Genomic DNA, 26,329 nt, shown 5'->3' with positions numbered 1-26,329 from the left:
GCGCACAAAAAAAGGACAATAAGCCGATATGGAACAGGCTGGTGGTTCGCTCTTTTCGATTGCAATCCTCATGACAGCGGGGTATATGCTTGCAAAGCGAGGATGGCTCGGAGAACGGGCGATCGATGGCCTTAAGAAAATTATAACGAACCTGACGCTGCCTCTTTTGCTGCTGAGGGCCTTTTTGCGGCTTACTCCTGATGGCAGGAACGTAATCCTGGCGCTTGGGGTTTTCGCTTCGTGCGCGATCATGGGGCTTGCCGGAGCGCTCCTCGCTGGGATCGCCCGTTTGCCCAGACCAGAGACGCGGCTTTTATTCCAAGGCTTCGAAGCGGGTATGCTCGGATATGCGCTGTTTGCAGGCTTTCATACAGCCGAAAGACTGCCTGCTTTTGCAGCGCTCGATATGGGGCAGGTGATCTATGTATTCACTGTTCTCATGGTACAGATGAGTATGCGATCGGGCGGAGAAAAGGGCGCGAGCCAGCATGCTATCTTTCCCTGGAGAGATATTGCGAAATCCAAAGTGCTGTGGGCGATCGGGGGCGGTATTGTTCTTTCACTCCTGATGCCAGGTTTTGCGGACATGCTTGCGGTTCGCAGCGGATTTGCCGGCGCGGTGTTCGATACAGTAGGAGGGCTTACTACGCCTCTCGTGTGTCTGGTTATTGGTTCTTCGTTGAGTGCGGGGATTGTGTTCGACAGAGATCTTCTGCGCGTTGTGGCATTTCGCGCGGTGCTGGGGCTTGGTTTGGGGCTGGTATTTGCATACCTGATTGTGCCGGCACTGGGGTTTTCGGAATGGCATTCGCGGGCAGCTATTGTGCTCTTTGTATTGCCGCCTCCCTTTGTCATTCCTGTATATCATAAAGGCAAGGCGAATTTTGTCAGCAGTGTCCTGACGTTATCCACTATTGTGTCGGTTGCCTTTATCGCAGTGCTGGCCATTGCAGGAGTTGCGTGATGGCGCGCGAGACTGTCACGATCCGGAATGTCGCGCAGAGAGCGAATGTGTCGACTGCAACCGTCTCGCGGGTGCTGAACAATGATCCGCGCGTGCGATACGAGACAAAACAGGTTGTGCTGGAAGCCATGGAGTCGCTGGGCTACAAGCTCAATGTTGTCGCTCGCAGCCTGAAAACGAGCCGGACCCATACCATCGGCGTACTTGCCCCTGACCTGGCGGGCGATTTTTTCATGTTTATTGCGGAAAGCATGAATCGGGAGTTGACCCTACATGGATATTCTCTCGTTGTCAGCACATCGAGGGATTCAGAAGAAGAAGAGGCCAAGCGTATCCGCCATCTTGCTGAACGCCTTGTTGACGGGATTGTGCTGATTCCCGTCGGGAGCTCCAGCGCGTATCTTTCGCAGGTTTCAGCTCTGCACATACCTATTGTATTCGTTGATCGCGCGCTCGAAGGATTCGAATCGGACCAGGTGCTGGTCGACAACGAAGGCGGCGCATATGAGGCGGTGTGCGCGCTCATCGGAGAAGGGCACCGACGCATTGGATTCTTGGGAGGAAAGCCCGAGGTTACCACTGCAAAGGAGCGGTTTGCAGGCTATTGCCGGGCAATGGAAGAAGCTGGTCTTGAAATAGAGCAGAAATATGTGCGGTTCGGGCACCCAACGCTTCCTTTTGGCTATAGGACCATGGAAGAAATCATAAAAGACCCGGATTCGCCGGACACCTGGTTCATTGTGAATCTTTTTGCGCATTTAGGAGCGACCAGCTACCTCGTTACAGAAGGGGGAGAGCGCGCCCAGCATATTACTTTTGCTGCATTCGACGAAATGCCGTACTCGCCTTTGCTGCGCTATTGCAGGTATGCGGTGCAGCAGCCAATAGCTGAAATGGGAAAGGCTGCGGCAAACCTTATTATCGACAGAATAGAAGGGAAAGGACCGCCTGAACCGCAAATTCTGCGATTCAGGACGAGACTGATACAACATCCGCTCGTGCGCTGAATGCACCCGCGGTTTTTGGGAGGAATGTATGGCTGAGAATAAGGATTTCGAGATGCAGCAAGCTCGAAACAGGCTCAAAGGCAGTGCGCCGAAAATCGGCATTCGCCCGACAATTGACGGGCGTCTTGGCGGTGTCCGGGAGTCACTCGAAGCAGTGACTATGGGCATGGCAAAGGCAGCCGCAAAGCTCATTTCAGAGAACTTGCGTCATCCCACAGGCGAAAAAGTCGAGTGCGTGATTGCGGACACAACGATTGGCGGCGTCGCGGAAGCAGCCGCCTGCGCCGAAAAATTCGCGCGTGAAGGTGTAGCCGTTACTCTCACTGTTACGCCGTGCTGGTGTTATGGCTCGGAGACGATGGATACCGACCCCCTTACTATCAAAGCGGTATGGGGCTTCAATGGCACCGACCGACCTGGCGCGGTGTACCTTGCTGCAGTGCTTGCGGCGCATTCGCAGATGGGACTGCCCGCCTTCGGCATCTATGGGCATGATGTGCAAGACCTCACCGATACCGACAAGATCCCGGCGGATGTAGCTGAGAAAATTCTCAGATTTGCAAAAGCTGGGCTTGCTGCTGCATGGATGCGCGGGAAGAGCTATCTGTCAGTTGGCTCGGTATCCATGGGTATCGCAGGCTCCATCGTCAATCCGGACTTTTTCCGCGAATACCTCGGCATGCGCAACGAATATGTCGATATGAGCGAAATCACAAGGCGCATCGAGGAAAAGATTTACTCAGAGGCCGAGTTCCGCCGTGCCATGGAATGGGTGAAGACCTACTGCAAGGAAGGCCCTGACAACAATCCGCCCGAAAAACAGCATTCGCGGGCGCGAAAAGACAGGGTCTGGGAAATGAGCGTCAAAATGGCGATGATCGTGCGCGACCTTATGGTTGGCAACCCGGATCTGCGCCGCAAAGGTTTGGGCGAAGAAGCGCTTGGACATAATGCCATCCTTGCGGGCTTCCAAGGGCAGCGACAGTGGACCGACCATTTCCCCAACGGCGACTTTCTCGAGACGATTCTCAACTCGAGCTTCGACTGGAACGGCATCCGCCAGCCCTACCTCGTCGCGACCGAAAACGACTCGCTCAATGGCGTTTCTATGCTGTTCGGCCATCTTTTGACGGGCAGCGCCCAGATATTCTCTGATGTGCGCACCTATTGGAGCCCCGAAGCTGTCCAGCGCGTGACCGGCTGGAAGCCGACGGGGCTCGCCGAGCATGGCTTTATTCACCTCATCAATTCAGGTGCGACATGCCTCGATGGAACAGGCTGCCAGCGCCTTGACGGAAAGCCAGCGATCAAGCCCTGGTGGCAGGTCGAAGCGAATGAAGCGAAAGCATGCCTCGATGCGACACAATGGCGATATGCAAACCTTGGCTACTTCCGTGGCGGCGGCTATTCTTCCGACTTCCTGACCGAAGGCGGCATGCCCGTAACCATGACGCGCATCAACCTGGTAAAAGGTCTCGGCCCCATGATCCAGATCGCCGAAGGCTATACCGCGACGCTCCCGCAGGAAGTCCACGATACCCTCGATCTGCGCACCGATCCGACGTGGCCGACAACATGGTTCGTTCCTCGCCTTACAGGAACTGGGCCATTCAAGGATGTCTATTCAGTGATGGCATCGTGGGGCGCAAACCACGGCGCGATTTCCTTCGGCCATATCGGTGCGGATCTTATCAGCCTTGCGGCTGCTCTGCGAATCCCTGTCGCCATGCATAACATCCCGCAGGAAAAGATTTTCAGGCCGAGTTACTGGAATGCTTTTGGCATGGATCCAGAGGGAGCGGACTACCGGGCGTGTGCAGCGCTGGGGCCATTGTATAGATAGAAGTATTGGTGTAGGAGATTCTGATTGCAGCCCCCTTTGGCCTGAGCCTTTGCGGCTTGCCAGGGGGCTTTTTTATGGAAGGAATCGACCTGCACACTGACCGAAATAGCCTTGCCAGAATGCAGAAAAGCGCGCTACAATATTTCGGTTTGGCATTTTAGGACATTCTATCGACGTTATGCGAAGAATTATACAGAAAAACTTGGACTATTAACCTTTTATGGCCAATCAACTTATGACCAATCAACCAGCAAAAAATGACTATCTGCGCACAATTCTTAGCTATCTCTCGCGGTACAGAATGCTTGCCCTGCCGGGAATCGGCGTGATGATCCTTATCGCAATGGGGCAGCTCGCGGGCCCCTATATTCTGAAGCAAATCATCGATGTTGCGGTCCCGAAAGAAGATACAAGCCTTTTGCTTGGCTACGCGTTCGCCTTTGTGGCCATTGTGTCGGTGACAGGGGCGCTGAGCTATGTGGGAATGATGTTGCTCGCGCGCCTCGGGCTTTCAATCGTAACACTCATCAAACAGGATATTTTTTCGCACCTGCTGAAGTTGCCGGCTTCGTTTTTCGACAGCCATCCGGTAGGCGAGCTCATGTCACGCACGGAAACTGACACCGAGCGCGTGCGCGATATGTTCTCGAACCTGGGGGCGAATCTGATCGTGAATGTACTGACAATGCTGGGAATTTTTGCGGTGACATTTGCGCTTGTGCCGAAGCTGGCCCTCATTATGTTCGGTGTTTCGGTAACGCTGCTCGCGGTCATGATTGTCTTTTTCTCGAAGATTTTCCCTATGTACGAAAAAGCGCGCTCCCTCTATGCGGGCATTGCAGCGAAGGTTGCGGAATTTGTGCAGGGTATCGAAGTGCTCAAAGCGTATGGCAGAACGGGGTGGGCCGAAGCGCAGCTCGATGCGGCAGCCAAACAGAAGGTAGCACTCGATGTTCGTATTTCGCTCATAGAATATTCCATGATGTCGGCGCTGAATGCGCTTATCGGGCCATTGTTCATAGTGGCGCTGCTCTTGCTCTACGCACCGAAGGTACTTGCTGGCACGATGACGCTTGGCATGATTCTTCTATTTGTTGAATATGGAGCGAGGCTTCTGCGGCCTATCGCGGAAATAGCGGAGAGCCTCAGGAGCATGCAGCAGGCGCGTACTTCGCTTTCGCGAATCCGCAAGCTTATGGCTACAGAAGAAGAGCCGAATCGCGGAACGGGAAAGGCGCCTTCGCTCCAGCACGAAATACGGTTCGATCATGTATGGTTTGCCTATAATGATGAGGACTGGGTACTGCGCGATCTCACGTTTACAATACCGAAGGGGAGTTTTGCGGCTATCGTCGGCGCAAGCGGCTCCGGCAAATCGACGACGATAGGCCTTATCTGCGGCTTCATGCATCCCCAAAAAGGCTGCATACGTATCGATGGCACGCCGCTCGACGAAATCGATATTGTCGCATGGCGGAAAAAAATCGGGCTTGTATTGCAGGAAGCCTATCTTTTTCCTGGCTCTGTGCTGGAGAATACAAGGCTCTATCACGACGAGATAGACGAGAAAACCGTATGGTCCGCGATTTCAATGGTTCATGCGAATGAAGCGATCGATTCCCTTTCTGAAGGGCTTTCGACAAACCTGTGGGAACGTGGCGGGAATCTTTCCTCGGGCGAGCGCCAACTTATCTCCTTTGCGCGGGCGCTTACGATGAATCCGGAGCTCATCCTGCTCGACGAAGCGACGAGCAATGTCGATATGGCTACCGAAAAACGCATCAAAGAAAGCATGGAAGTGTTGCGCAAAGGCCGCACCATGGTTGTCGTTGCCCACCGGCTTTCTTCGATCCTCAAAGCCAATACGATTTTCTTCCTGAGAGAGGGCAGGCTTATCGCGCAGGGCTCGCACGAAAGCCTGTACGAGAACCTGCTGGAATACCGCCAGCTTGTGGATCAGCAGTTCCCTGCCGGGAAGGGAGGGCGAGCATGAACGCTTCGAAGCGCACACAAGGGCGCGGCCAGGCTGCGGGCAAAGGGCTCCAAGGCAGCGCGACAAAAGCGAAAAAGGCGCGTGCAAATCGCTCCAATACGGCAGCGAGCCCGAGCACAGCCAAATCCGGGCCCCTTTCCCATATCCGCTGGATCCGCGAAGTCTGGCGCGAAAAGCAGGGGCTCATCTGGCTACTTCTCTTTCTGACCCTGCTTTCGAGCGCGGTCGCGGTCGCTTTCCCATTGTTGACGAAGCAGCTGTTTGATCTGCTCGAGCGGGCAATCGACACGCATATGAACAAGGACGCAGCCATGGCGCAGGTAAAGCGCATCGCGTTGTACTTTGTGGCGATCGGGCTGGCAGGTTTTGTGGCGGGGACTTTCCCCGGCATCCGCGGCGCGCTCAACATGGTGTTCGATTATATTGTCCGAAAAAGATACTTCGGCGAAGTGATGCAGAAGGATATCCGGTTTTTCAGCTATTTCCGGTCCGGCGACGTCATCACGCGGCTCACTTCAGATATTTCAGATTTTCCGAAGCTGTCGTGGTTTCTGTGCTCAGGCATTTTCCGCGCAGTCGAATCGGCGAGCAAGGTGACGTTTTGTATTGCGGCGATGCTCAGCCTTGACTGGCGGCTTGCGCTCGCTTCGCTTGCGTCCTTGCCGATCATGCTCCTTGTGTTCACCCGGACCCAGTCTGCAATTTACGACAGGGTAAATAAAAACGAGCAGGCAATATCGGCTATCAACAACCAGCTCGAAATGAGCTTTTCGGGCGTGAAGGTTATAAAGGCATTCGCGAGCGAAGAGAAATACACGCGCTTTTTCGATGATGCGCTCGCGCGCCGCTTCGAAACCGAAATGGGCGTCATCAAGCTCGAGACCATTTTGCAGCTCATCTACCAGTACATCGACTATGTGGCACAGGTTGCGCTCGTGTTCGTCGGCGGGCTCATGGTCACGAGGCGCACTATTTCCATAGGAACTTTTTATGCCTTCTATAATTACCTCAATATGCTCATATATCCTGTGCTCGATATTCCGCAACTTTTTGTGTTCGGCAAGCGCGCCTTTGTGAATATCGACAGGCTCGAGGAGATGCGCCGCTACGCGACTGAAAGCGCCGCGGCTGAGGGGGCTGTGCCAGAAGGCTCGCTGCAGCAAAAGTCCACGCTGGCGGAAACCGAAATGGAGGGGGCCCAAAATCCGCCTTCGCAGCATGCTTCAAAGCCCGCCCCGCTGCCTGTCTCACCAGCCGCCTGGCTAACGCGGCTTCAATCCCTTCGCTTTGAGAAAGCAACCGTGTATTACGAGCGAAAGCACAAGCCAGCTATTGCGGAAATCGGCGTGGAAGTACGCGCTGGCGACAAAATCCTCGTCATCGGGCCAGTGGGCTCTGGCAAAACGACGCTCATCAAAACAGCGCTCGGTCTTTTGGAACCGCGCTCAGGACGCGTGCTTCTCAATGGCAGACCGGTACGCGAGCTTGGGCCGCTGGAACGGCGAGGGCTTGTTGGTTATGTGCCGCAGGATCCGCTTTTGTTTTCTGGCACTATCCGGGAGAATATCCTGTTGGGGCTGAAAGAGGGTCAGACCCTCTCTCAACTGGAAATGGAGCGCATCCTCGAAGTGTCAAGGCTTTCTGACGAGCTCGCCGCTTTCCCAGAAGGGCTCGAGACCAGGCTCGGCCAGCGCGGTACCAGCGTCTCAGGCGGGCAGAAACAGCGCATCGCCATTGCGAGGGCACTCGCCGGTTATCCTTCGCTGTTACTGCTCGATGATATGACGGCTTCGCTCGATACAAACAACGAAGAAGCCCTATGGAAATCGCTAGCTGAAATGCCTGAATTCACCCGGGCCGCCGTCATAGCCGTGTCGCACCGGCTGTCGAGCATTCAGTATGTGGACCGCGTGCTGTTTTTGAAAAACGGCCGCATTGCCGGTTTTGGCACGCATGCTGAACTCATGGCGGAAAATGCCGGTTACCGCGAGTTTGTGGCTGAGCATGTGCAGATGCCGGGGGCATGAAAGGCAGGGGGGCTCAGTGCAAGCGGGCTGACTTCTGGTGGAGCTGCCTTTTCTTGACCATGCATCGTGCCTCGCGTACAATGCAGATCTATGAAGCGATACAAATTATTTCTCCTGACAGCATTATTTCTGGTGGCCGCTTTTGGCGCTTTTGCGCAGCAGCGCATCGTACTAGGCGGGCGGGCAGTTCCAATGCTCGCAGATGCAGTATATCTATTCCCGAAAACAAGCTCCCGCGTGGTGGCATTTGCGAGTTCGGATCAGGGCTTAGGCATTTTCATGTCGGCAATCGACCCCGATTTCAAGAGCAAGGAGAGGTTTGACAAGAGCGCAGGCGCTGAAGTCTACGCATCCTTCAAGCCCGACCTCGTGATTCTCAAATCGATGATGAAGAATCAGCTCAAAGCGCCGCTCGATGCGCTCGGAATCCCGCAGCTCTACCTCAACCTCGAGACGCCTGAACAGTATTACGAGGACATTGCCACGCTGGGCAAAGTGCTCGGCAATGAAAAGCGTGCCTCGGAGGTGGTGAGCTGGTTTGCTTCGCATGAAGCCAGCATTGTGTCGCGGACTTCGAAAATCGAACCAGCGAAGCGCCCGAAGGTGCTCATCATGCAGCTCGCCGTCTCGGGTGAATCAGTCTGGCAGGTGCCACCTGATTCCTGGATACAAACAATTATGGCAGAGCGGGCAGGCGGACAGGCAGTGTGGAAAGGCGCGAACCCTGGCTCTGGCTGGGCAACGGTCTCCATCGAGCAGATCGCCGCATGGAACCCTGATTTTGTTTTCATTATCAGTTATTCGGGGAACTCGAGCGGCGCTGCTGAAGCATTCAAAAAGGATCTGAGACTCAGTGCGCTCAAAGCCGTGCGCAATGGATCAGTGTACGGCTTTCCGCTTGATTTTTATTCCTGGGATCAGCCTGATACACGCTGGATTCTCGGGTTCACCTGGCTTGCAAAGCGCGTGCACCCGGAGCTGTTTGCTGACATTTCGGTCGCCCGGACGACCAGGGAATTCTTCAGTTTCATGTATGGCTTTGATGATGCCATGTTCCGCACGATTATCCAGCCAAAGATTGCAGGCGACCTAGGTGAGCAGTTCTAAGGTGGAAAAAGAGCCGAAAGGCGCGCAGGGCTCGGAAGGCACAAAGGAGTCAGAAGGCGCGCAGCGCTCCGGACAAGCTCAGCTCGCGAAAGGCGCCACACGGAGCGACTGGGCGCTGCGCTCGGGAGGCACCGCGCGAAGCGCATGGGCGCACCGACATTTAAGCGCTCTTCTTGTAGGCCTCCTCCTCATTGTGTTCGCACTGGCGCTGTTTATAGGGCGCTACCCGAAACCGGGATTTTTGAACCCTGCGGCGCTGGTGTCAGACCCCTTGGCGCGGCAGATTGTGCTCAATTCCCGTCTGCCCCGGATGCTGGGAGCAGTATTGCTCGGGCTTGTGCTCGGGGGCGCGGGAGCTTCGCTCCAGGCGGTGTTCGGCAATCCCCTTGTCGACGCGGGCTTTTTGGGGGTCTCGCAGGGAGCGGCTTTTGGTGCAGCAGTGGCGCTCGTGCTAGGCCTGCGTGCGTATTCGCTGATTGCGGTACTCGCCTTCGGGATGGCGGTGCTTGCGCTGGCTCTGTCCCTCTGGCTTGCCGAGCGATTTAGGTATGGCGGGCAGATATTGCGGCTCATTCTGGCGGGGCTTGCGGTTTCGGCGTTTTTTTCCTCACTCCTTGCGATGATGAAGTATGTGGCAGACCCCTTAAGTCAGCTTCCTGACATTGTGTTCTGGACGATGGGGTCGATGGTGCCGATGGGCTGGAAACGGCTTGAATCTTCTGCGCCAATTGCGCTCGCAGCGCTCGCGGTGCTCTATGCAATGCGCTGGCGGGTGAATTTGCTTTCGCTCGATGATACGGTTTCGCATTCGCTCGGCATAAGGCCGGGAGTGGAGCGGAAGATTGTGAGTGTAGCGGCGGCCGCGGGGGTGGGCGTGATGACTGCGGTGTGCGGGGTGGTGGGGTGGGTCGGCCTTGTGGTTCCGCAGATTGTGCGGGCAATCGATGGACCCGACGGACGTTCGGTGTTGCCGCGTTCGATGCTCGGGGGAGCGATTTTCGTGCTTGTGTCTGATACGCTGGCGCGCTCGCTTTTTTCGGGCGAGATTCCGCTCGGCATCGTGACATCGCTGTTTGGGGCGCTCAGCTTTGCAATACTCCTTACAATGCGCAAGGTGGAGCTGGCGCGATGAAAACCAAACTGCAGCCCATAGGGGGCATTGCTGATAGTGCAACGGGTACTGCAACGGGGACAGAGGATCAAGCTACCCCCATTTTGCAGGCGAGCGAGCTTTCGTTTGGCTGGAGCGCGGAGCGCCAAGTGCTCGATAGCATTTCGCTTGAGATTGCGCGGGGTCAGACCCTCGCAATTCTGGGCCCGAACGGCGCAGGCAAGACTACCTTGCTCTCGATTCTTACCGGGAAGCTAGCGCCACTGCGCGGGCAGGTAGTGCTCGAAGGCCACCCCCTTTCCGATTATTCAGCGCGCGAACGGGCATGGCGCATTGCCTTTTTGCCCCAGCTCGAAAAATTGCCATTCAACTACAGAGTGCTCGATTTTGTGCTCATGGGCCGGACGCCGCATATGGAGGCGCTTGCTCTGCCGGGGACAGAGGATGAAAAAGCAGCTCGGGACGCGCTTGACTCCCTTGGAATGGCAAGTTTCGAGGAGCGGAATATCGGCGAGCTGTCGGGCGGTGAGTTTCAGCTTGTCCGCATCGCGCGATGCCTCGCACAGGGCGCTTCGATTCTTGTCCTAGACGAACCGGTGAGCATGCTCGATCCGGCCCACGCACGGCAGATAGCCGATGCGCTTGCAGGCTTGGCTACGGTTGGAAAGACCATTATCTACACGACGCACGATATCGGCCTTGGCATATTTTTGGGCGGGCGGGCGCTCATTCTTGCACAAGGCAGAGTGCAATGGGAAGGTGAATCATCAGGTCTGCGCGATGCCGAAATGCTCGCGCGCGCCTTCGGCATCACCTTCTCGATGCGGGAAATGCCGAGCGTGTTTTAAGGCTGAAAGTGCTTTTCAGCTGTGAAAATCGCCCGTCGCACCAGACATCCAGCCCATCGGGGGTGAGGTAGTTCATGTTGAAATAGCCGGTCGCGGCATTGTCCATTACCAAGCTCCCATCGCCGAAATCTTCGAAGCATGGATACTAAGGCACTGCTATTTTTGTACGCTGCAGCACACGCATGATGCAGTTCTGGAGCTGCAGCACTTGCGCACCACAGGGCAATATTGATACAGTCAGTGTTCTGCGTCTTCGAGAGGTACATATTGTATGCAAGAAAGGATCAGAACAATCAGACTCGCAAGCTGGATTGCGCTCGTGGGCAATTTCATCCTTGCAGTCACAAAAGTGCTTGTCGGCTTCATTTCAGGGAGCCTTTCGGTTTTGTCGGATGGCATCGATTCAAGCACTGATGTGCTCATCGCACTCATGACGCTCTTCGCTGCGCGCATAAGCGCAAAGCCTGGCGACAAGGAACACCCCTATGGTCATGGGCGGGCTGAGACCGTTGCTTCAGCAGTCATCGCGTTTGTTGTGTTTTTTGCCGGCAGTCAGGTACTTGTCAGCGCCATCAAAGCGATTCTCAGCGGCGAGCGGGCTGTCATGCCAGCACCGATAGCACTCTGGGTTACTGTTTTTTCAATTACAGGAAAGCTTGCGCTCTCCTATAGCCAGTTCCATTTCGGCAAGAAAGCTGGGTCGAATATGCTCATCGCGAATGGCAAGAACATGCGCGGGGACGTTGTCACATCAGTAGCAGTGCTTGTCGGCCTTGGTCTGGCATTTCTGACGGGCATTCCTGTGCTGGACAAGATTCTGGCCATATTAGTGGCGCTATGGATTATCAAGAATGCGATCGGCATATTTCTAGAAGCCAACACCGAACTTATGGATGGCACTGCAGATCGCGGACCGTATCTTGATCTGTTCAATGCTATTTCGTCTGTGCCGGCTGCGGGCAACCCCCATCGCGTCCGCCTTCGCCGAATAGGCTCAATGCTCGTAGCTGATCTGGATATTGAGGTTGATCCCCACATGACTGTGGCACAAGGACATGACATTGCGCTTGCAGTCGAAGCGGCCATCAAGGATGCCATGCCCGAAATCTATGATGTCATCGTTCATATCGAGCCGAATGGCAATGTGGAAAAAGAACGATACGGGTTGACAGCGTCCGATGCCGGCATTTCGGAATAGCGGCATGCGCTGATAGATGGCTTTTCTTGTTCTCTATCAAGGGCTCTACTGAAAGAGACTCTTCATATTACGTGCGCCGATTGCTGTCGAGTAAGTGCATAATGGTAAGCCATGGATGGCGCCAGATCATGCGCGGGCCAGCATATCGCATTACCGTGCGTATCTGTTCGCGCATTTCAGGCTTGTAGCAGTGCACCGGGCATTTGGCACATGTCGGTTTGTGTTTGCCAAATCTGCAATGAACGAGGCGATCGAGCGCATAGTCGAGCAATTGCTGACAATAACCATGGTGAATAGAGCCATGATGTGCTCGGCAATATATTTCAATCATTGCCTGCAGTGTCGCTTTTTCTCGAGCCAGGCGACTTGGTGTTCGATTGTGGTTCAAAAAAATCTCCTTCAACAGGAAGCTCGAAAGTAGCCGTCGGCAAGAGGGTACTTGAAAATGACAGACGGAAAGAGCGTGTTCAAAGCCATAGCAGGGCTTCGACATCCAGTAAAGGTAAAGTGTGCTTCGTGCTCAAGTCGCGGCATACAGGGGCGCCATAACGCAAACAACCTGCAAAAAAAGGGGCTCGGTCATCGCGACCGGAGCCCATTTTTTCATCACATCTGCGCAGGAATTCAGATGCCGTATACCCTCTGCTTTCCGCGCGCCGTGAGGCTCTCGAGCATAGAGGCGGGGTTCCGGAACTTGCCGAGCAGGATCATGGCCGCGATGATGTATGGCTTGTAGCTTGCTTCGCGGTAGGTGTCGTCGCGGTAGCGGTCGAACACGCTGGCGGCAACTTCGCCTGCCTTGCAGGAGACGTCGGTTATATCGGCGGGGAGGCAATGCATATAGAGCGCCTTGCCGTCCTTGGTGAGCTTCATCTTCTCTTCGGTGCACTCCCAGTCCTGGAATTTGGCGTTATTCGCGAGCGCCTCTTTTTCGAGCGCCTTAAGACCATCCTTGTCGCCGGCATGGAGGAGGGGGACACGGCGGAGCATGACATCGTAGGGAGCCCAGCTCTTCGGGTAGACGATATCGGCATCCTTGAAGGCTTCGTCCATTGAGTCGGTATAGGTGAATGAGCCACCGGAGGCCTGCGCCTGCTTCTTCGAGAGCTCGACGACGTCGGGGATGAGGTCGTAGCCTTTCGGGTGGGCAAGCACGATGTCCATGCCGAAACGGCTTGCGAGGCCGATGACGCCCTGGGGCACCGAGAGCGGCTTGCCGTACGAGGGGCTGTAAGCCCAGCTCATGACGATCTTCTTGCCCTTGAGCTTGTCGAGGCCGCCGAAATAGTGGGCTAGGTGGAGGAAATCGGCCATCGACTGGGTCGGGTGGTCGATGTCGCTCTGCAGGTTGACCACGGTCGGGCGGGAGGGCAGAACGCCGGCCTTGACGCCCTCATCGAGGGCTTTCCCGACTTCGCGCTGGTAGCGGTCGCCTTCGCCGAGGTACATGTCGTCGCGAATGCCAATCGCCTCGGTGAGGAAGCTGATCATGTTCGCAGTTTCGCGGACGGTCTCGCCGTGCGCGATCTGGCTCTTGCCTTCGTCGAGGTCCTGCACGTAGAGGCCAAGTAGGTCGCACGCAGAGGCAAAAGAGAAGCGGGTGCGGGTCGAGTTGTCGCGGAAGTTTGACACGGCGATGCCGGAGTCGAACACGCGCGGGCTTATATTCTGCTCGCGCATGGCTCGCAGAATGTCCGCCACGAGGAAGGTCGCCTCGATCTCGTCGGAACTCTTTTCCCAGGTGAGCAGGAAATCCTTGCCTGCCATGTCGATCTTTTTGGCGCGCAGCTGTTCGATCATGGAGTGGATCTTGTCCATAAGGTCCTCCAAAGAAGAAGTCTGAATTTAAGCCGCCTCGCAGGAGGCGGACCAACCCTTACACAATGCCTGCTTTTCTATACATGCGCTCGCAGGCGGAGAGCGCGTTGCGGCGGATCATCTCCTCGTCCGCGCTGACGAGCATGCCGTGGCGCACCACCTGCCGGCCGCCCACGATGAGATGATCAACCTCGTGGTTGTAGCCGGAGAAGAGAAGCGCGGCAAGCGGGTCGGAGAGCGCGCCGGCGTATTCCAGTTTCATCACGTCGAAGAGCGCGATATCGGCGAGCCTGCCTTCGGCGATGGTGCCTGCCTGGTCAAAGCCCAGGATGCGCGCGCCGCCTTCGGTGGCGATGTACATCGCTTCTCCCGCGGTGAGGCCGGCTGAGCCATAGCGGATGCGCTGTAGAAGAAGCGCCTGCCGTGCCTCGCCGAGCATGTCCGAAGTGTCGTTCGAGGCTGAGCCGTCAACTGCGAGCCCCACCGGCACGCCCCGGTCCAGCATTTCGTGCACGCGGCAGATACCCGAACCGAGGCGCATGTTCGAGGAGGGGCAGTGTGCGACGCCCGTGCCGGTCTTCGCGAGGAAGTCGAGCTCCTCGTCGTTGAAGAAAATGCCGTGCGCGTACCACACATCCGGGCCTACGAAGTCGCAGTCTTGCATGAGCTGCAGGGGCCGGCGGCCATATACCTGCACGCAGTAATCATCCTCATCGGAGGTCTCGGCGAGGTGCGTGTGCAGGCGGGCTCCATATTTGCGCGCAAGCACCGCAGAATCCTTCATGAGCCGCTCGCTCACCGAGAAGGGCGAGCAGGGGGCGAGCGCGACCTTGCGCATGGCATCAGGCGCGGGGTCGTGGAAGCGGCGCAGGGTTTCTTCGCTGTGGGCGAGGATGGTATCTTCGTCCTGGACGGTCGTGTCGGGGGGCAGGCCGCCATCTTTTTTGGATCGGGACATCGAGCCGCGCGTGGGCGCGAACCTGAGGCCGATATCTGATGCCGCGCGGAACTGCAGGGAAGGAATGTCGCCTCCGAAACCCGCGGGGTAGAGGTAATGGTGGTCAGTCGTCAGCGTACAGCCGGTCTTGGCGAGCTCGGCCATCGCAAGCATGCTCGACCAGTACACCGCCTCGGGGTCGAGGTATTTCCAGATCTCGTAGAGGTAGACCAGCCAGTCGAAGAGCTTGGCATCCTGCACGGCAGGCAGGTTGCGGGTGAGGGTCTGGTAGAAATGGTGGTGTGTGTTTACCAGCCCCGGCACGACGACATGCCGGGACGCGTCGATCACCGTGGCTCCCTCGGGAGCTTCGATATTCGGGGCGATCTTCGCGATGCGGTTGCCGTCGAGCAGTATGTCCACGCCGTGCGCGAGCGAGAAGCGGCGGCGAGAATTGGCACCATCGGCGCCGGCATCGGCCGGCACCGCAACGGCAAAGCAATCCTTCAGGAGGATCACTTCAGCACCTCCGCGTTGAAGTCCTCGATGAGCCTGTCGAGCGCGTCCGCCTGCTGGTGCAGACCACCCCAGTAGGTGCGGTAATCGTCCCACTGCGCGCGCAGCTCGCTCAAATCCTTGCCGAGCTGTTCGATCCAGGTGAAGTACTTGAGATTGTGGGCGCGGCGCTTGTCGATGTGCGTCATCTCGAACACATAGTCGACCGATAGGCCCTGCAGGCGGTCGTAGTCACGGTCAGCCTGGCGCTGGTCGTAGGGGCCGCGCTCCGCGGTGAGCTCGGCGAGGCGCGACTGGTACATGGCCATGGAGTCGGTGAACATCGTGAAGACGATATCATCCTCGCCCAGTTCATAGTACTTGGCGAATTTGATTGCGGCGATGAGGTTGCCAACACCGGAAATGCCGAGCCAGTCGAGCTTGTTGACAACGGTAGGATCAGCGCCGGCGTCTATAAGGAGTTTGCGGCCGGCCGGCTCATTGAAGAGGCGGATAAAGCGCATGGGCAGTTCGTCATCGACTCCAACTGCGGCATCGGTGTCACGGAAATTGTGTATCCAGGGGATGTGCTTGTCGCCGATACCTTCGATGCGGTGGCCGCCGAAGCCATTCTCTAGGATGGTCGGGCACTGGAGGGCTTCGCCGACGGCCAGTTTGGCTCCAGGGAATTTTTCTTTGATGTAGGAACCGGAGCCGAGGGTGCCCGCCGAGCCGGAGGAAAGCACGACGCCGCCCACATGCGCGTTCTGGCCGCCGATGGCGCGGAAGACTTCTTCCATGGCCGGACCGGTGATTGCATAGTGCCAGAGGTGGTTGGGCAGTTGGTCGAACTGGTTGAAGATGACGACATCGTGGCGGGTGCGCTGGAGCTCAATGCACTTGTCGAAGATTTCCTTGACGTTGGACTCGCAGCCGGGGGTCGCGATAACTTCCTCAGCTATGGTTTTGAGCCACTCGAAGCGCTCGCGGCTCATCTCGGCGGGGAGGATGGCCACGCTCGGACAGGCGAGCAGCCGCGAAATGTAGGCGCCTCCGCGGCAGTAGTTGCCGGTGCTCGGCCAGACTGCTTTCTTGGTTGTGGGGTCGAAGCGTCCGGTTACCAGTTCGGGCGCAAGGCAGGCGTAGGCAGCGCCGACCTTGTGTGCGCCGGTCGGGAACCACTTTCCGGCAAGGCCGACAATGCGCGCTTTCGTGCCGGTGATGGCGCGCGGAATTTCGATATAATTGACAGGCCCATAGCCGCCGCCGAATTCTTTCGGTTCATTATGCCAGGTGACGCGGAAAAGATTGCGCGGATGCACATCCCACAATCCGATGTTCGAAAGCTCTTTTTTAATGGATTCGGGAATTTTGGCGGGGTCGCGCATCTGCGCGAAAGTCGGGAGAAGAATTCCTTTCTGACGACAGCGTTCGATGTTTTTCTTGCGCTGTGACTCATTGACATTGAGATCGATCATCGATGACTCCTTGTTGCGATAGTTCGCATTGTTGTTCCGGAAAAAGCCCTGAGGGCGCAAAGTAAAAAAAGTATACCACAGGATTGAAAAATTGAGGAGAGGCGGATTATTTGGGTGTTATAGGCTATAATACAAAATTCTATGCGCTTTTTTTGCAGCACTGAAAAGACCAGCTATCCCGAATGCTAAACGAAATCCAAATCCAAGCTTTTTAATATCATCAGCCTGGGTAAAGTACCATTCTTCCTTCAGCCGAATGCCTTCTGACAACTGCTCGATTGCTGAAGCATCGTCGATACCCCAATGAATGACAGCCCCGGTCTTTTTGATTGATGGATGCTCTCTAACGCTTCTGGCTGTCAAGACACTGTAAGCATCAAACACCAGCAGGCAGCCAGGGAAAGCTTCTTTCAATGCAAGGATCAGGGCTTTCACTTCTTCCTCTTTCAAGTACATGAACAATCCTTCCGCAATTACCATCGCTAGGCGGCCTTGCGCTGAAATAGCGCTTATCCAGCCCAGGTTGTTGACGGATGAAGAGATCATGCGATATCTGCTTGTTTCTTCGTAAAACTTTCGCCTGAGTTCAATTACTTCTGGCATATCCAGGTCATACCATTCGACTTCGCCATTATCGACCCTCATATAGCGGCTATCAAGGCCACACCCCAAATGAATCACGATGCTTGTTGGATGACTTGCCAGGAACTCTTTTACATAGTCATCCATCTTTTTCGCTCGTATGCAGAGCATGACAGCAGTTTTTCTGGGGATTTTGAGGTTGGCGAAGTCATATTCGATGCGATCAAGAATTTCCTTCGATGTTCGGTCGAAGAAAATCGGGTTTTGCCGCCGGCTCTCCATAGCCTTGGACCAGAGAGGAACTAGCAGCGTTTCCTTTTCTTCTGTTAGCAATATTTTTTCTATGTGGCTTTTCATTTCACATGCTCATGCCATCTTGTATATTTATATTTTATACCATCAAACGAGACAAGAAAAGCCATATTTTTCGGGCTTCAGATTTCCAGTGGCGAGCAACAGGAGGCTGCCAGTGGCACTGCTTCAATCTAAATCTTCAGCCCAACTCCCAATGCCGCTGACTTTATATCCTTGAGCCCGCTTCCTGTGAGCATAACGACCACCTGTGCGTTCGGATCGAGCTCGGCACGAGCCTTGAGAAAGCCTGCGAAGGCGCAGGCGCTCGAGGGCTCGGCAAAGAGTCCCGAGGCGCGCGACAGATAGCGCTGGGCCTCGAGGATTTCGGCATCGCTTACGACGACGGCGCGGCCGCTATGGCGGCGGAGCTTGTCGAGGGCGAAATAGCCATTGCGCGGGATGTCGACGGAGATCGAGTCTGCGATGGTGTTCGAGGGCACCGCTTCGAAGCGACCCGTGGCGAGAGCTCGGGCTATGGCGCTTGAGCCTTCGGCCTGCGCTGCCCAGATGGTAGGCATCTTATCGATCCAGCCGAGGCGGACGAGATCCTCAAAGCCGCGGATTACGCCTGCGATGATTACGCCATCGCCCGTGGGCACGAAAACATGATCGGGAGCCAGGTAGCGCGGAGCAGAGCGTGATGCACCTGCTGCCAGATCCCTCGCAATCTCGAAGCTCGCGGTCTTTTTGCCCTCGATGGTAAGCGGGTTATACGCGGTGTTGCGCGAGAGCATGCCGGTCGCGTTCGAATAGGCAAGCGACTGATCGAACGCAAGGTCGTAGGTGCCGTCGACTTCAATAAGCTCTGCGCCATACTGCAGAATCTGCACGCGCTTGGCGATGGGCGCGGACTTGGGCACATAGACTTTGATCTTGATACCCGCCGCGGCGCCTATGCACGCCATGCTCGAAGCGGCGTTGCCGGTCGAAGCGAGCACAATTTCCTTGATGCCAAACTTCCGCGCAAAGGCTGCGACAAGCCAGCTCGCTCGATCCTTGTACGAGCCAGACGGATTGCAGGTGTCATCCTTGAGCCAGAGGTTTGGCATGCTGAGCTCAGCGCGCAGGCGTTCTGGAGCCCAGAGCGGCGTCTGTCCCACCGGGATCGGGGGAAAGAAGCGCTCCTCGACAGGAAGGGGGACAGAGCCCGGCTCGGGGTTTCCTCCTTCCCATGTGCATTCCAGCACGCCGCGCAGAGGTTCGTCAGGGCGCTGCTCCTTTGCACAATGGTCGCAGAGGTAGCGCCCTGGCTCGATGGGATAGGTTCTGCCACAGGCAGGACAGCGATAAAGCCATTGCATTATGGTTTGCCTTTCTTATTTGTGCGCTTCGAGCATGTAAGGCAGCGCAGCGTAGAAGGCCGCAGCGATCTCGAGATCATCGATGCGCGTGGTTTCATTCGGCGCGTGCGCCTGCGCTTCGTCGCCAGGACCAAATCCGATGACTGGAATTTTGTGGCGGCCGCAGATGGCGACGCCGTTGGTCGAGAAGGTCCACTTGTCGACGACAGGTTCTTTGCCAAAAAGGCTCTTATAAGCATCGGCGCCAGACTGCACAAGCATGTGGTCTGCCGGGATCTTCCATGTCGGGAAGTAGAGTTCTTGGTGGTATTCTGTCCCCGTCCATGCCGGTTTGCGGTATTCGGGCATATGAACGGTGAAATTGTTCACTCCGGCTTCACGAAGCGCGTCCTCGACCTGCTTGATCGCGATTTCGTCAGTCTCGCCCCAGGTAAGGCGGCGGTCGCAGTAGAGCATGGCCTGGTCGGGCACCGCGCACTGGCTCGGGCCGTGGACATCGATCTGACTCACCACAATGGTACCTTTGCCCAGGAATTTGTCATCATCCGGCTGGAGGCGTTCATTCAGTTTTTCGATGGCGAGTGCGGCGCGGGCGGCTTTGTAAGCGGCGCTGTCTCCGCGCTCGGGTGCCGAGCCGTGGCAGGAAATGCCTTTTATATCGATCTGGATTTCCATGCGCCCGCGATGGCCGCGGTAGAGGCGGCAGGATGTTGGCTCGGTGGAGACCGCAAGGTCGGGAACAAATTTCTCTTCTTCAATGAGATACTTCCAGCACATGCCGTCGCAGTCTTCTTCGATCGCAGTGAAAGAGAACCAGACCTCATAGTCGCCGCTGTAGCCAAGTTCCTTGAGAATGCGCGCAGCGGTGATCATCGAGGCTGCGCCGCCAAGCTGGTCGGAAGCGCCTCGGCCATGCACAAGACCATCTTTGATGAGCCCGGAGAAGGGCGGAAGCTTCCACTGTGTTTCATCGCCAACGCCGACAGTGTCGATATGTGCGTCGAAGACGATTTTTTTGGAACCTTTGCCCACACGCCCAAGAAGAGAGCCAAGACCATCAATCCAAAGATCTTCCATGCCTGCTTCTTCGGAAAGCTGCTTGAGCAGGTAGATGCGCTCTTTTTCGGTGGTGGAGAATGCGGGAACCTGAATTATCTTGCTCAGGTTCTGTGCGGTGTAGTCGCGGTATTCGCGAGCCTTTTCGAGAATCTTCTTGCTGTCCATGTTTTACCTCTCTTCCATTCGTTTCCAGAGCCGCAATGCCTGTTCGCGGGCTTCAGCCTGGATTGTTGCATCATCATAGAGCGGCCGGTGATCCAGAATCCGCACGTTTCCCGCGACCATAACGGTTCGTGCCGAGCGGCTGGACATGCCGAACGCGAAGTGGCCGGCGATATTGTCGCCGACAAGCGGGGTGGGGGAATCGTAGTCCCAGAGCACAAGATCGGCTGGCGCGCCCACCTGCACCGCGCCGAAGCCGGGGAATCCTCCCTCCCCCGAAGTCACAAGCGTAGAAGTCGGCGCAACAGCCGGAGTAGAAGCCCGCGTTGTGCCTGGCGCAAAATCCTGCGCGAAGTGGCGCTCGATGAGCGCATTTCCACGGTGCAGAACTTTCAGGAAGTCTCCCGGCCACCAGGGCCCCTGGCTCTCGCGGTGGCGGAACACTGCGAACTTGAACTCCTCGAGCATGTCCGCGCCCATCCCGTCCGTGCCAAGCACGACGTTAGCGAAGGTCGGCAAAAGGATGTTGTAGCCCACCGAGTTGTTCATGTTCGAGCGGGCATTGTGGGCGAGGAAAGCTCCACGAGCATTCATGATCTCGACCTCGGAGGGGCTGAGCCAGACACCATGGCCGATGATACTGCGATCGTTGAGCGCACCGACAGCATCGATGCGCTCAACAGGATCCTTGCCAAATCGGTGCCGGGCGTCGACAGCATCGAACTTGTCCTCAGCAAGGTGGATGTGAATGCCTCTGCCAGTGGAGCGGACCGCTTCGGCGAGCGCCTCGAGGGTTTCATTGCCCACTGTGAAGCTCGCGTGGGCGCCGATCGAGGCTTCGACGAGGGGCTTGGCGCCGGAAGCGCGGATCGCATCGATTTCCTTCGCGAAGCGCACATTTTCCGCTACGCTAGCGCGGGCGCCAGCCATGCCATTGCGGTCGGTAGTTTCGTAGCAGAGAATACCCCGCACCCCAACCGCCTCGTATGCTTCTCGGATAATCGACAGGCTGCCGTCGATGCATTCAGGGCTCGCATGATGGTCAACAAGGCTCGTCACACCTGCCTTCAGAGCATCCGAACAGCCGACGAGCGCACTCGAGCGCAGGATCACCGGGTCGATAGCGCGATCGAGCCGCCACCACAGATGATCCAATAGCTGGGCGAAATCCTTGGATGGCTTGATATCGACCAGCATGCCGCGCGCGAGAGCAGAGTACAGGTGAGTATGCCCGCATACAAGGCCAGCAGAAAGATAGCCGCCTTCGCCTGCGACTTTAGCGGTCGGGTACTGGACGGCCAGGTTTGGCCCGATAGCAGCAACCGTGCCAGCTCTGTCCCCTTCGCCAGACTCATAGACTGCCACATCAGTCGGTTCGGAAACCGAGGGCGGCTCAAGTTCGAGAATTCGTACATTGTGAAAAAGAATCATTCATGAACCTCCACAAGATAGCGGTGATCAGCCCATATGGTTCGAGCAAGCGCGATCATCGGGCGCTGGGCTGGTACTGAAATAGCGCCGCTCCATGCCAAGTACGGAAGTTCCAACACTGCGCCGCCTTTCTCAGCGCGAAGAACCAAGAAGGGCCGAGCCTTATTGCCAGCGAAGGCAAAGCCGGCGTTTTGGGAATGCGCCAGGTCATCCTTGGAATCGAAGAGCGTTGGCTTGCCACTGTAAGGCTCGCCATTCCATGGGCAGAAAAGACCGCAATTGCCGCACTCATTGCACAACCTGTCAATATGGAGGATTTGAGCAGGCTGATCAAAGAGCCGATCTGTATCGATCACCATATTCGCGCGATTCGGGCAGACTTCGACGCAACGCAGGCACGCAGTATCGCAAGCAAGGCAACGTTCAGCCTCGCGCGCAGCGAAACCGGGATCGCCCGGATCAAGCGAAGGCAAAATCTTTCCACGCGATGCACGGGCTTCGGAAGACCAGGCCGGCGCTCGATAGTCCGCCGATGCTGCCTCAATCCCAAGGTTTTTCAAAATAGCCATTGCGGCAGCCCGCCCATCGGCTTCCGAAGCGATGATCGACGAAGGTCCACGCCGCGCATCGCCGCAGACATAGATTCCGGGGACAGAGGTTTCCATAGTACCTTCATCGACTGCAGGCAGCCCGTCCTTTCCAACTTCAATACCGAATGCAGCTAAAAATGTTGGATCAGGCTTCTCGCCAACCGCTGTGATCATCAGGTCACAGGGTAGATCGAAAGTCTCTTCGGTTGGCACAGGAGCTCGTCGCCCGGATGCATCTTTTTCAGCAAGCTTCATGCGCCGCAGAGTGATAGAACCAGGCTGCATGACCTCAGGAAGGGTAAGCTCGACTAGTATATTCGAAGTGCCTCCATTGAAAAGCGCCGCAGCTTTATTATGTTGCAGCGCTTTTGCTTCCTCGATCGCATTTGTCAGCTCCTCCAGGTCTGCAGGCATTTCTTTTCGCGTTCGCCTGTACGACCACAAGACCGATTTCACGCCTGGAATACGCGTCGCCATGCGCACTGCGTCGCATGCGGTGTTGCCGCCGCCGACCACAAGGACATTTTTGGCGCCCGCAAAATGCTCAGCGCCTTTTGCCATGCACACACCAAGAAACTCGAGCGCATGAACCACACGAACGCCGCTCCCCTTTAGATGCATTTCCCGCGCAGTATGAGCGCCGCTTGCAATAACAATACGCTCGAACCCTTCAGCTTTGAGCTTCTCCGCAGAGCGAACATCTACACCGAAGCGGAACTCTACTCCGAGTTTTTCCAGCCGCGCGATATCTGCCGCAATATCTTCCCTCGCGATGCGGAATGAAGGAATGAAATTGGCCGGCACGCCCCCGGGGACAGAGCTTGTATCGAACACCACAGCCTTCTGCCCGTACTGCGCCAGATACCATGCACAAGCGAGCCCCGCAGGCCCCGCCCCAATCACCGCCGTCTTCCCCTTCGGCGCATGCGGCCACGCCGGCGCAACCTCCGCGGCCAGCGCCGCCTCACTCGCACGCACCGTGGCAAGTTTTACATCCCGGATCCGCACAGCGCCCTCATAGTCAACGCGCGAGCAGTGTTCCTGGCATACATGATCGCAGAGCACGCCCGTGATAGCCGGAAGCGGATTGTCGGACAAAATGACAGACATGCCGCGATCCGCGTCGCCGGAGCCCGTTGCGGCGATATACGCAGGCGCTTTCTGGTGCACAGGGCATGCTTCGATACAAGGCGCCGCAAAACAATCAAAAAGCGGCAACTGTCGCCCGATCGCTGCAGTGCCTTCTCTCCATTCCTTGCGGTAATACGGAGCCTCGAGCGCATCTTTTGCAAGCTGATCGAGCGCGTCGGCATCTGGTCGTTCGGGGACAGAGGTTAGCGCGCCAAGGACATCCTTGACCATATGTGCCATGCGCTGATAGCCGCCCGGCTTCAGAAGATCTGTCGCAATCGTGAGAGGGCCCAGCCCGGCCTTCAGGAGATCTGCTGCGTTGAAAGCCGAAACTCCGCCACAGTACGAAAAGCGCGCAGGAAAATCCGGTAGCGCACGTGCAAGTTTTGCGGCAAGATGGATTGTGATGGGGAAGAGCGCGCGACCAGACATATAGCGCTCCGCTCCGGGGAGAGTGCGCCCATCGTTGATGTTGGCGAGGGTGTTTGACAGCTTGATGCCAAACCTCCGTCCCCGCGCAGCTGCTGTTTCAGTGAGACTCTGGATGAGCGCAAGCGCTGCATCGAACTGAAGGTCGTGCGAAAAGCTTTCGGGCTTGAGGATGATATCGGTCCATCCGAGCTGATTGAGAATCACTCGCGCCCTGTTATAACCGAGCAGTGTGGGATTGAGTTTAATATAGGTGTCAAACCCCTTTTCTTCAATGAGATAACGGCCGATACGCTCGATTTCATCCGGCGGGCAACCATGCATCGTCGAGAGCGTCACCGAGTGCACGGGCCGAACTGGCATATGCTCGGCAATCGGACGCGCTCGTTCCAGCGCAGCCTGCCCGAACGCTTCGGCAAAAATAGGCTCTTCGATGAATGCTTTGAGCTGATCGATGGCTTTTTCCCAGTATTCGGTGGCTTCCGGTCTGCGCATCCCCTCGATAAATGCATCCATTTTTTCGCTCTTGATGCCATCCAGCGTATAGCCGACCGACATATTAAACATGAAATCGCCTGGTTTTCTTGAGAAAATGCGCGCAAGCAGGTTTATGGCTATCCATGCATTGATGTATTCTTCCCGGGCCTGATCGAGAGACAGCTCGGTTGACCATTCGACATTGTGGCCTTCGTCGAGCGCATCGATGCAGGGTTTGTCGATATCGAGGTGGTCATTTTCCTGGACTGTTTTGAGCTCGAACACTCGTGCACCTGAAAGGTAGGCAGCGACGAGGTTGGGAGCAATCTGCGTGTGAGGACCTGCGGCTGGCCCAAGCGGAATACTCACATTTGCTGACATCACGGTGATTCCAGGGCTCTCAGATTCCTGTGCGAATACATCCAGCCATGTGGCTTCTGGTATTTCGAAAATGGTGCGCTTTGCGAGGTACTCGCCGGCCATGCGCGTCAGGAGCGCAGGCAGCGATGTCGTCTTCATCACTTTACTCATCGATACCCCCAGGTAAGAAATTTTCCGAAGCCGGGCTTTGCGAGAATCATGCCGACTTCATTCGAAAACGCCGGATTCGCTTGATGGCGGAGCGCAGCAGCGAGTCGCACAGAGGCGTACACGTAAGATCCCCGGACGAAAGTGCCTTCAATGCGCCCGGAAAGCCGCATTCCGGCAAATGGCGTAATGGAACTCTTGCTCATCATGTGCGAAGGATCAAGGTAGGTGGTGTGATCGGGATCTACAAGGACGAAATCTGCGTCTTTGCCTGGCATGAGCGAGCCTTTGCCCTGCCATAGGCCATAGCGCCGTGCAGCCCCGCCGCTCGTAGCTTCAAGGAAACGTTCAAGGCTGAGGCGTTTGGCAAAAAGGCCTTCGGACAGCAGGTAGGGGAAGAGGGTCCCCGTGCCTGGAATGCCTCCGTAAGCGGTGAGCGGATTGTCCGTGAATTTTTCGTATTCGGGCGCTCCGGCGTGGTCGGAAGCTACAAAGCTCAAGCGCCCTTCTGCAAGAAGGCGCCAAAGGATGGCTTTTTGCTCAGGGCTTTTTACTGGCGGTGCTGTTTTGAGTGCAGCCCCGAATCGAGCAAAATCCGTTTCGTCGAAGGCGAGGTAGTGCGCACAGGTTTCGCAGCTTGCGCCTTTTTCCGAAGCAGCGATTGCGGCTTTTCCGGTGCCGACATGCACAATATGGAGATATTTGGTGTACTGGCCTGCAAGCTTGAGGGCTTTGTGGACTGCGGCAATCTCGGCTTCCATCGGACGCGAGGTATAATAGTCAGCCCAGCTTGGCGCTTGCGAGCCGCGTAGCGACTGGCGTTCCTGAGAGGCTTCGGCAATAACATTGGAGTCTTCTGCATGGAGAAGAAGCGGGCGGCCTTCCTTTGCACATGCCTTGGCAGCAGCTGCAAACTGGGTATCATTCACTGCAGGGAAGGTATCCATTCCTGAGATGAAGTAGCATTTGAAGCCGACAACGCGATTCGCTAACGATTGCACGACATCGGAAATTTCTTCAGGCAGCATGGTGCCGTTTATGCCGCCGAAGAACGCATAGTCGACCAAAGCTCTGTCCCTCACAATCGAAAGCTTGCCTTCGAGTGCGTGCGGCGTGGTAACGGGCGGGATCGAGGTGCACGGCATATCGATGACAGTGGTGACGCCGCCCCGCGCTGCTTCTGCAGAGCCATGCAAAAAATCTTCCCTGTGCGTGAAACCAGGCTCATCAAAATGGACATGAGGATCGATCGCTCCCGGGAAAGCGAGCAATCCTTTTGCATCGAGCATTTCTTCTGCTGCATATTCGTTGGCGAGCCGGCTGTCACGCTGAAAACTACCTGCTTCTTTTATCCATGCGATTTTGCCTTCTTTGATAAGGATGTCGACTAGGTGAAAATCACGCTCTCCGGGGAGAGCTGCAGCGACATTTGCGATAATCATTTCGTCTCTCCTGGCTG

At 56.4% G+C, this 26,329-nt stretch carries 19 protein-coding genes; 9 read left to right on the top strand and 10 right to left on the bottom strand.

What is annotated here, in order from left to right; translation table 11 throughout:
* The first annotated feature begins 28 nt into the window (after positions 1-28).
* From GAP13_RS01280 to GAP13_RS01240, 9 genes are all read left to right on the top strand, one after another.
* Entirely contained in the window at positions 29-964 is a 936-nt protein-coding gene (locus GAP13_RS01280; RefSeq protein ID WP_158905371.1) for an AEC family transporter, read from the top strand.
* Entirely contained in the window at positions 964-1,971 is a 1,008-nt protein-coding gene (locus GAP13_RS01275) for a LacI family DNA-binding transcriptional regulator (protein ID WP_158905369.1), read from the top strand. The genes GAP13_RS01280 and GAP13_RS01275 overlap by 1 nt, the downstream gene beginning before the upstream one ends.
* 28 nt (positions 1,972-1,999) lie before the next feature.
* Positions 2,000-3,814, top strand: coding sequence for an L-fucose isomerase (locus tag GAP13_RS01270; RefSeq protein ID WP_241864259.1), 1,815 nt, complete (start codon positions 2,000-2,002; stop codon positions 3,812-3,814).
* Positions 3,815-4,034: 220 nt separating this feature from the next.
* Positions 4,035-5,807, top strand: coding sequence for an ABC transporter ATP-binding protein (locus GAP13_RS01265; protein WP_158905367.1), 1,773 nt, complete (start codon positions 4,035-4,037; stop codon positions 5,805-5,807).
* Positions 5,804-7,834, top strand: a complete 2,031-nt coding sequence (locus GAP13_RS01260; protein ID WP_158905365.1) for an ABC transporter ATP-binding protein — start codon at positions 5,804-5,806, stop codon at positions 7,832-7,834. Before GAP13_RS01265 ends, GAP13_RS01260 begins: the two co-directional genes overlap by 4 nt.
* A gap of 90 nt (positions 7,835-7,924) precedes the next feature.
* Positions 7,925-8,941 (top strand): ABC transporter substrate-binding protein, encoded by a 1,017-nt coding sequence (locus GAP13_RS01255; protein ID WP_158905363.1) that lies wholly within the window; start codon positions 7,925-7,927, stop codon positions 8,939-8,941.
* The gene (locus GAP13_RS01250) at positions 8,928-10,073 is read left to right on the top strand and encodes a FecCD family ABC transporter permease (RefSeq protein ID WP_158905361.1); all 1,146 of its coding nucleotides are present in this window, start codon (positions 8,928-8,930) and stop codon (positions 10,071-10,073) included. The genes GAP13_RS01255 and GAP13_RS01250 overlap by 14 nt, the downstream gene beginning before the upstream one ends.
* The gene (locus tag GAP13_RS01245) at positions 10,070-10,900 is read left to right on the top strand and encodes an ABC transporter ATP-binding protein (RefSeq protein WP_158905359.1); all 831 of its coding nucleotides are present in this window, start codon (positions 10,070-10,072) and stop codon (positions 10,898-10,900) included. The genes GAP13_RS01250 and GAP13_RS01245 overlap by 4 nt, the downstream gene beginning before the upstream one ends.
* A gap of 271 nt (positions 10,901-11,171) precedes the next feature.
* Positions 11,172-12,098, top strand: a complete 927-nt coding sequence (locus GAP13_RS01240) for a cation diffusion facilitator family transporter (protein ID WP_158905357.1) — start codon at positions 11,172-11,174, stop codon at positions 12,096-12,098.
* Positions 12,099-12,165: 67 nt separating this feature from the next.
* Here GAP13_RS01240 and GAP13_RS01235 read toward each other — a convergent pair whose 3' ends face one another.
* The 10 genes from GAP13_RS01235 to GAP13_RS01190 all read right to left on the bottom strand — a co-directional run bounded on the left by GAP13_RS01235 (position 12,166) and on the right by GAP13_RS01190 (position 26,312).
* Positions 12,166-12,486 carry a nitrous oxide-stimulated promoter family protein gene (locus GAP13_RS01235; RefSeq protein WP_241864258.1) on the bottom strand — a complete coding sequence of 107 codons (321 nt, stop codon included), beginning with the start codon at positions 12,484-12,486 and terminating at the stop codon, positions 12,166-12,168.
* A gap of 236 nt (positions 12,487-12,722) precedes the next feature.
* Entirely contained in the window at positions 12,723-13,916 is a 1,194-nt protein-coding gene (gene ygeW / locus GAP13_RS01230; RefSeq protein ID WP_158905353.1) for a knotted carbamoyltransferase YgeW, read from the bottom strand.
* Between the two features lie 58 nt (positions 13,917-13,974).
* Entirely contained in the window at positions 13,975-15,372 is a 1,398-nt protein-coding gene (locus GAP13_RS01225) for an 8-oxoguanine deaminase (RefSeq protein ID WP_241864257.1), read from the bottom strand.
* Positions 15,369-16,886 (bottom strand): pyridoxal-phosphate dependent enzyme, encoded by a 1,518-nt coding sequence (locus GAP13_RS01220; RefSeq protein ID WP_241864256.1) that lies wholly within the window; start codon positions 16,884-16,886, stop codon positions 15,369-15,371. The genes GAP13_RS01225 and GAP13_RS01220 overlap by 4 nt, the downstream gene beginning before the upstream one ends.
* Before the next feature lie 57 nt (positions 16,887-16,943).
* A complete protein-coding gene (locus tag GAP13_RS01215) occupies positions 16,944-17,690 on the bottom strand; it encodes a class I SAM-dependent methyltransferase (protein ID WP_158905491.1) in 747 nt (248 codons plus the stop codon).
* Between the two features lie 203 nt (positions 17,691-17,893).
* Complete coding sequence (locus GAP13_RS01210) at positions 17,894-19,063, bottom strand: threonine synthase (protein WP_222126113.1); 1,170 nt, start codon at positions 19,061-19,063, stop codon at positions 17,894-17,896.
* Positions 19,064-19,078: 15 nt separating this feature from the next.
* Entirely contained in the window at positions 19,079-20,287 is a 1,209-nt protein-coding gene (locus GAP13_RS01205; RefSeq protein WP_158905351.1) for a YgeY family selenium metabolism-linked hydrolase, read from the bottom strand.
* Between the two features lie 3 nt (positions 20,288-20,290).
* Positions 20,291-21,715: an amidohydrolase family protein gene (locus GAP13_RS01200; RefSeq protein ID WP_158905349.1), complete on the bottom strand. Its 1,425-nt coding sequence runs from the start codon at positions 21,713-21,715 to the stop codon at positions 20,291-20,293.
* A complete protein-coding gene (ygfK, locus tag GAP13_RS01195; RefSeq protein WP_158905346.1) occupies positions 21,712-24,873 on the bottom strand; it encodes a putative selenate reductase subunit YgfK in 3,162 nt (1,053 codons plus the stop codon). The genes GAP13_RS01200 and ygfK overlap by 4 nt, the downstream gene beginning before the upstream one ends.
* Positions 24,870-26,312, bottom strand: coding sequence for a dihydroorotase (locus tag GAP13_RS01190; RefSeq protein ID WP_158905344.1), 1,443 nt, complete (start codon positions 26,310-26,312; stop codon positions 24,870-24,872). Before GAP13_RS01190 ends, ygfK begins: the two co-directional genes overlap by 4 nt.
* Positions 26,313-26,329: the final 17 nt, after the last annotated feature.

Origin of the sequence: Rectinema subterraneum, assembly GCA_009768935.1 — a bacterium.
GTDB lineage: Bacteria > Spirochaetota > Spirochaetia > Treponematales > Rectinemataceae > Rectinema > Rectinema subterraneum.
The sequence above is the reverse complement of the archived record's forward strand: the minus strand, read 5'-3'. Positions and strand labels throughout refer to the sequence as shown.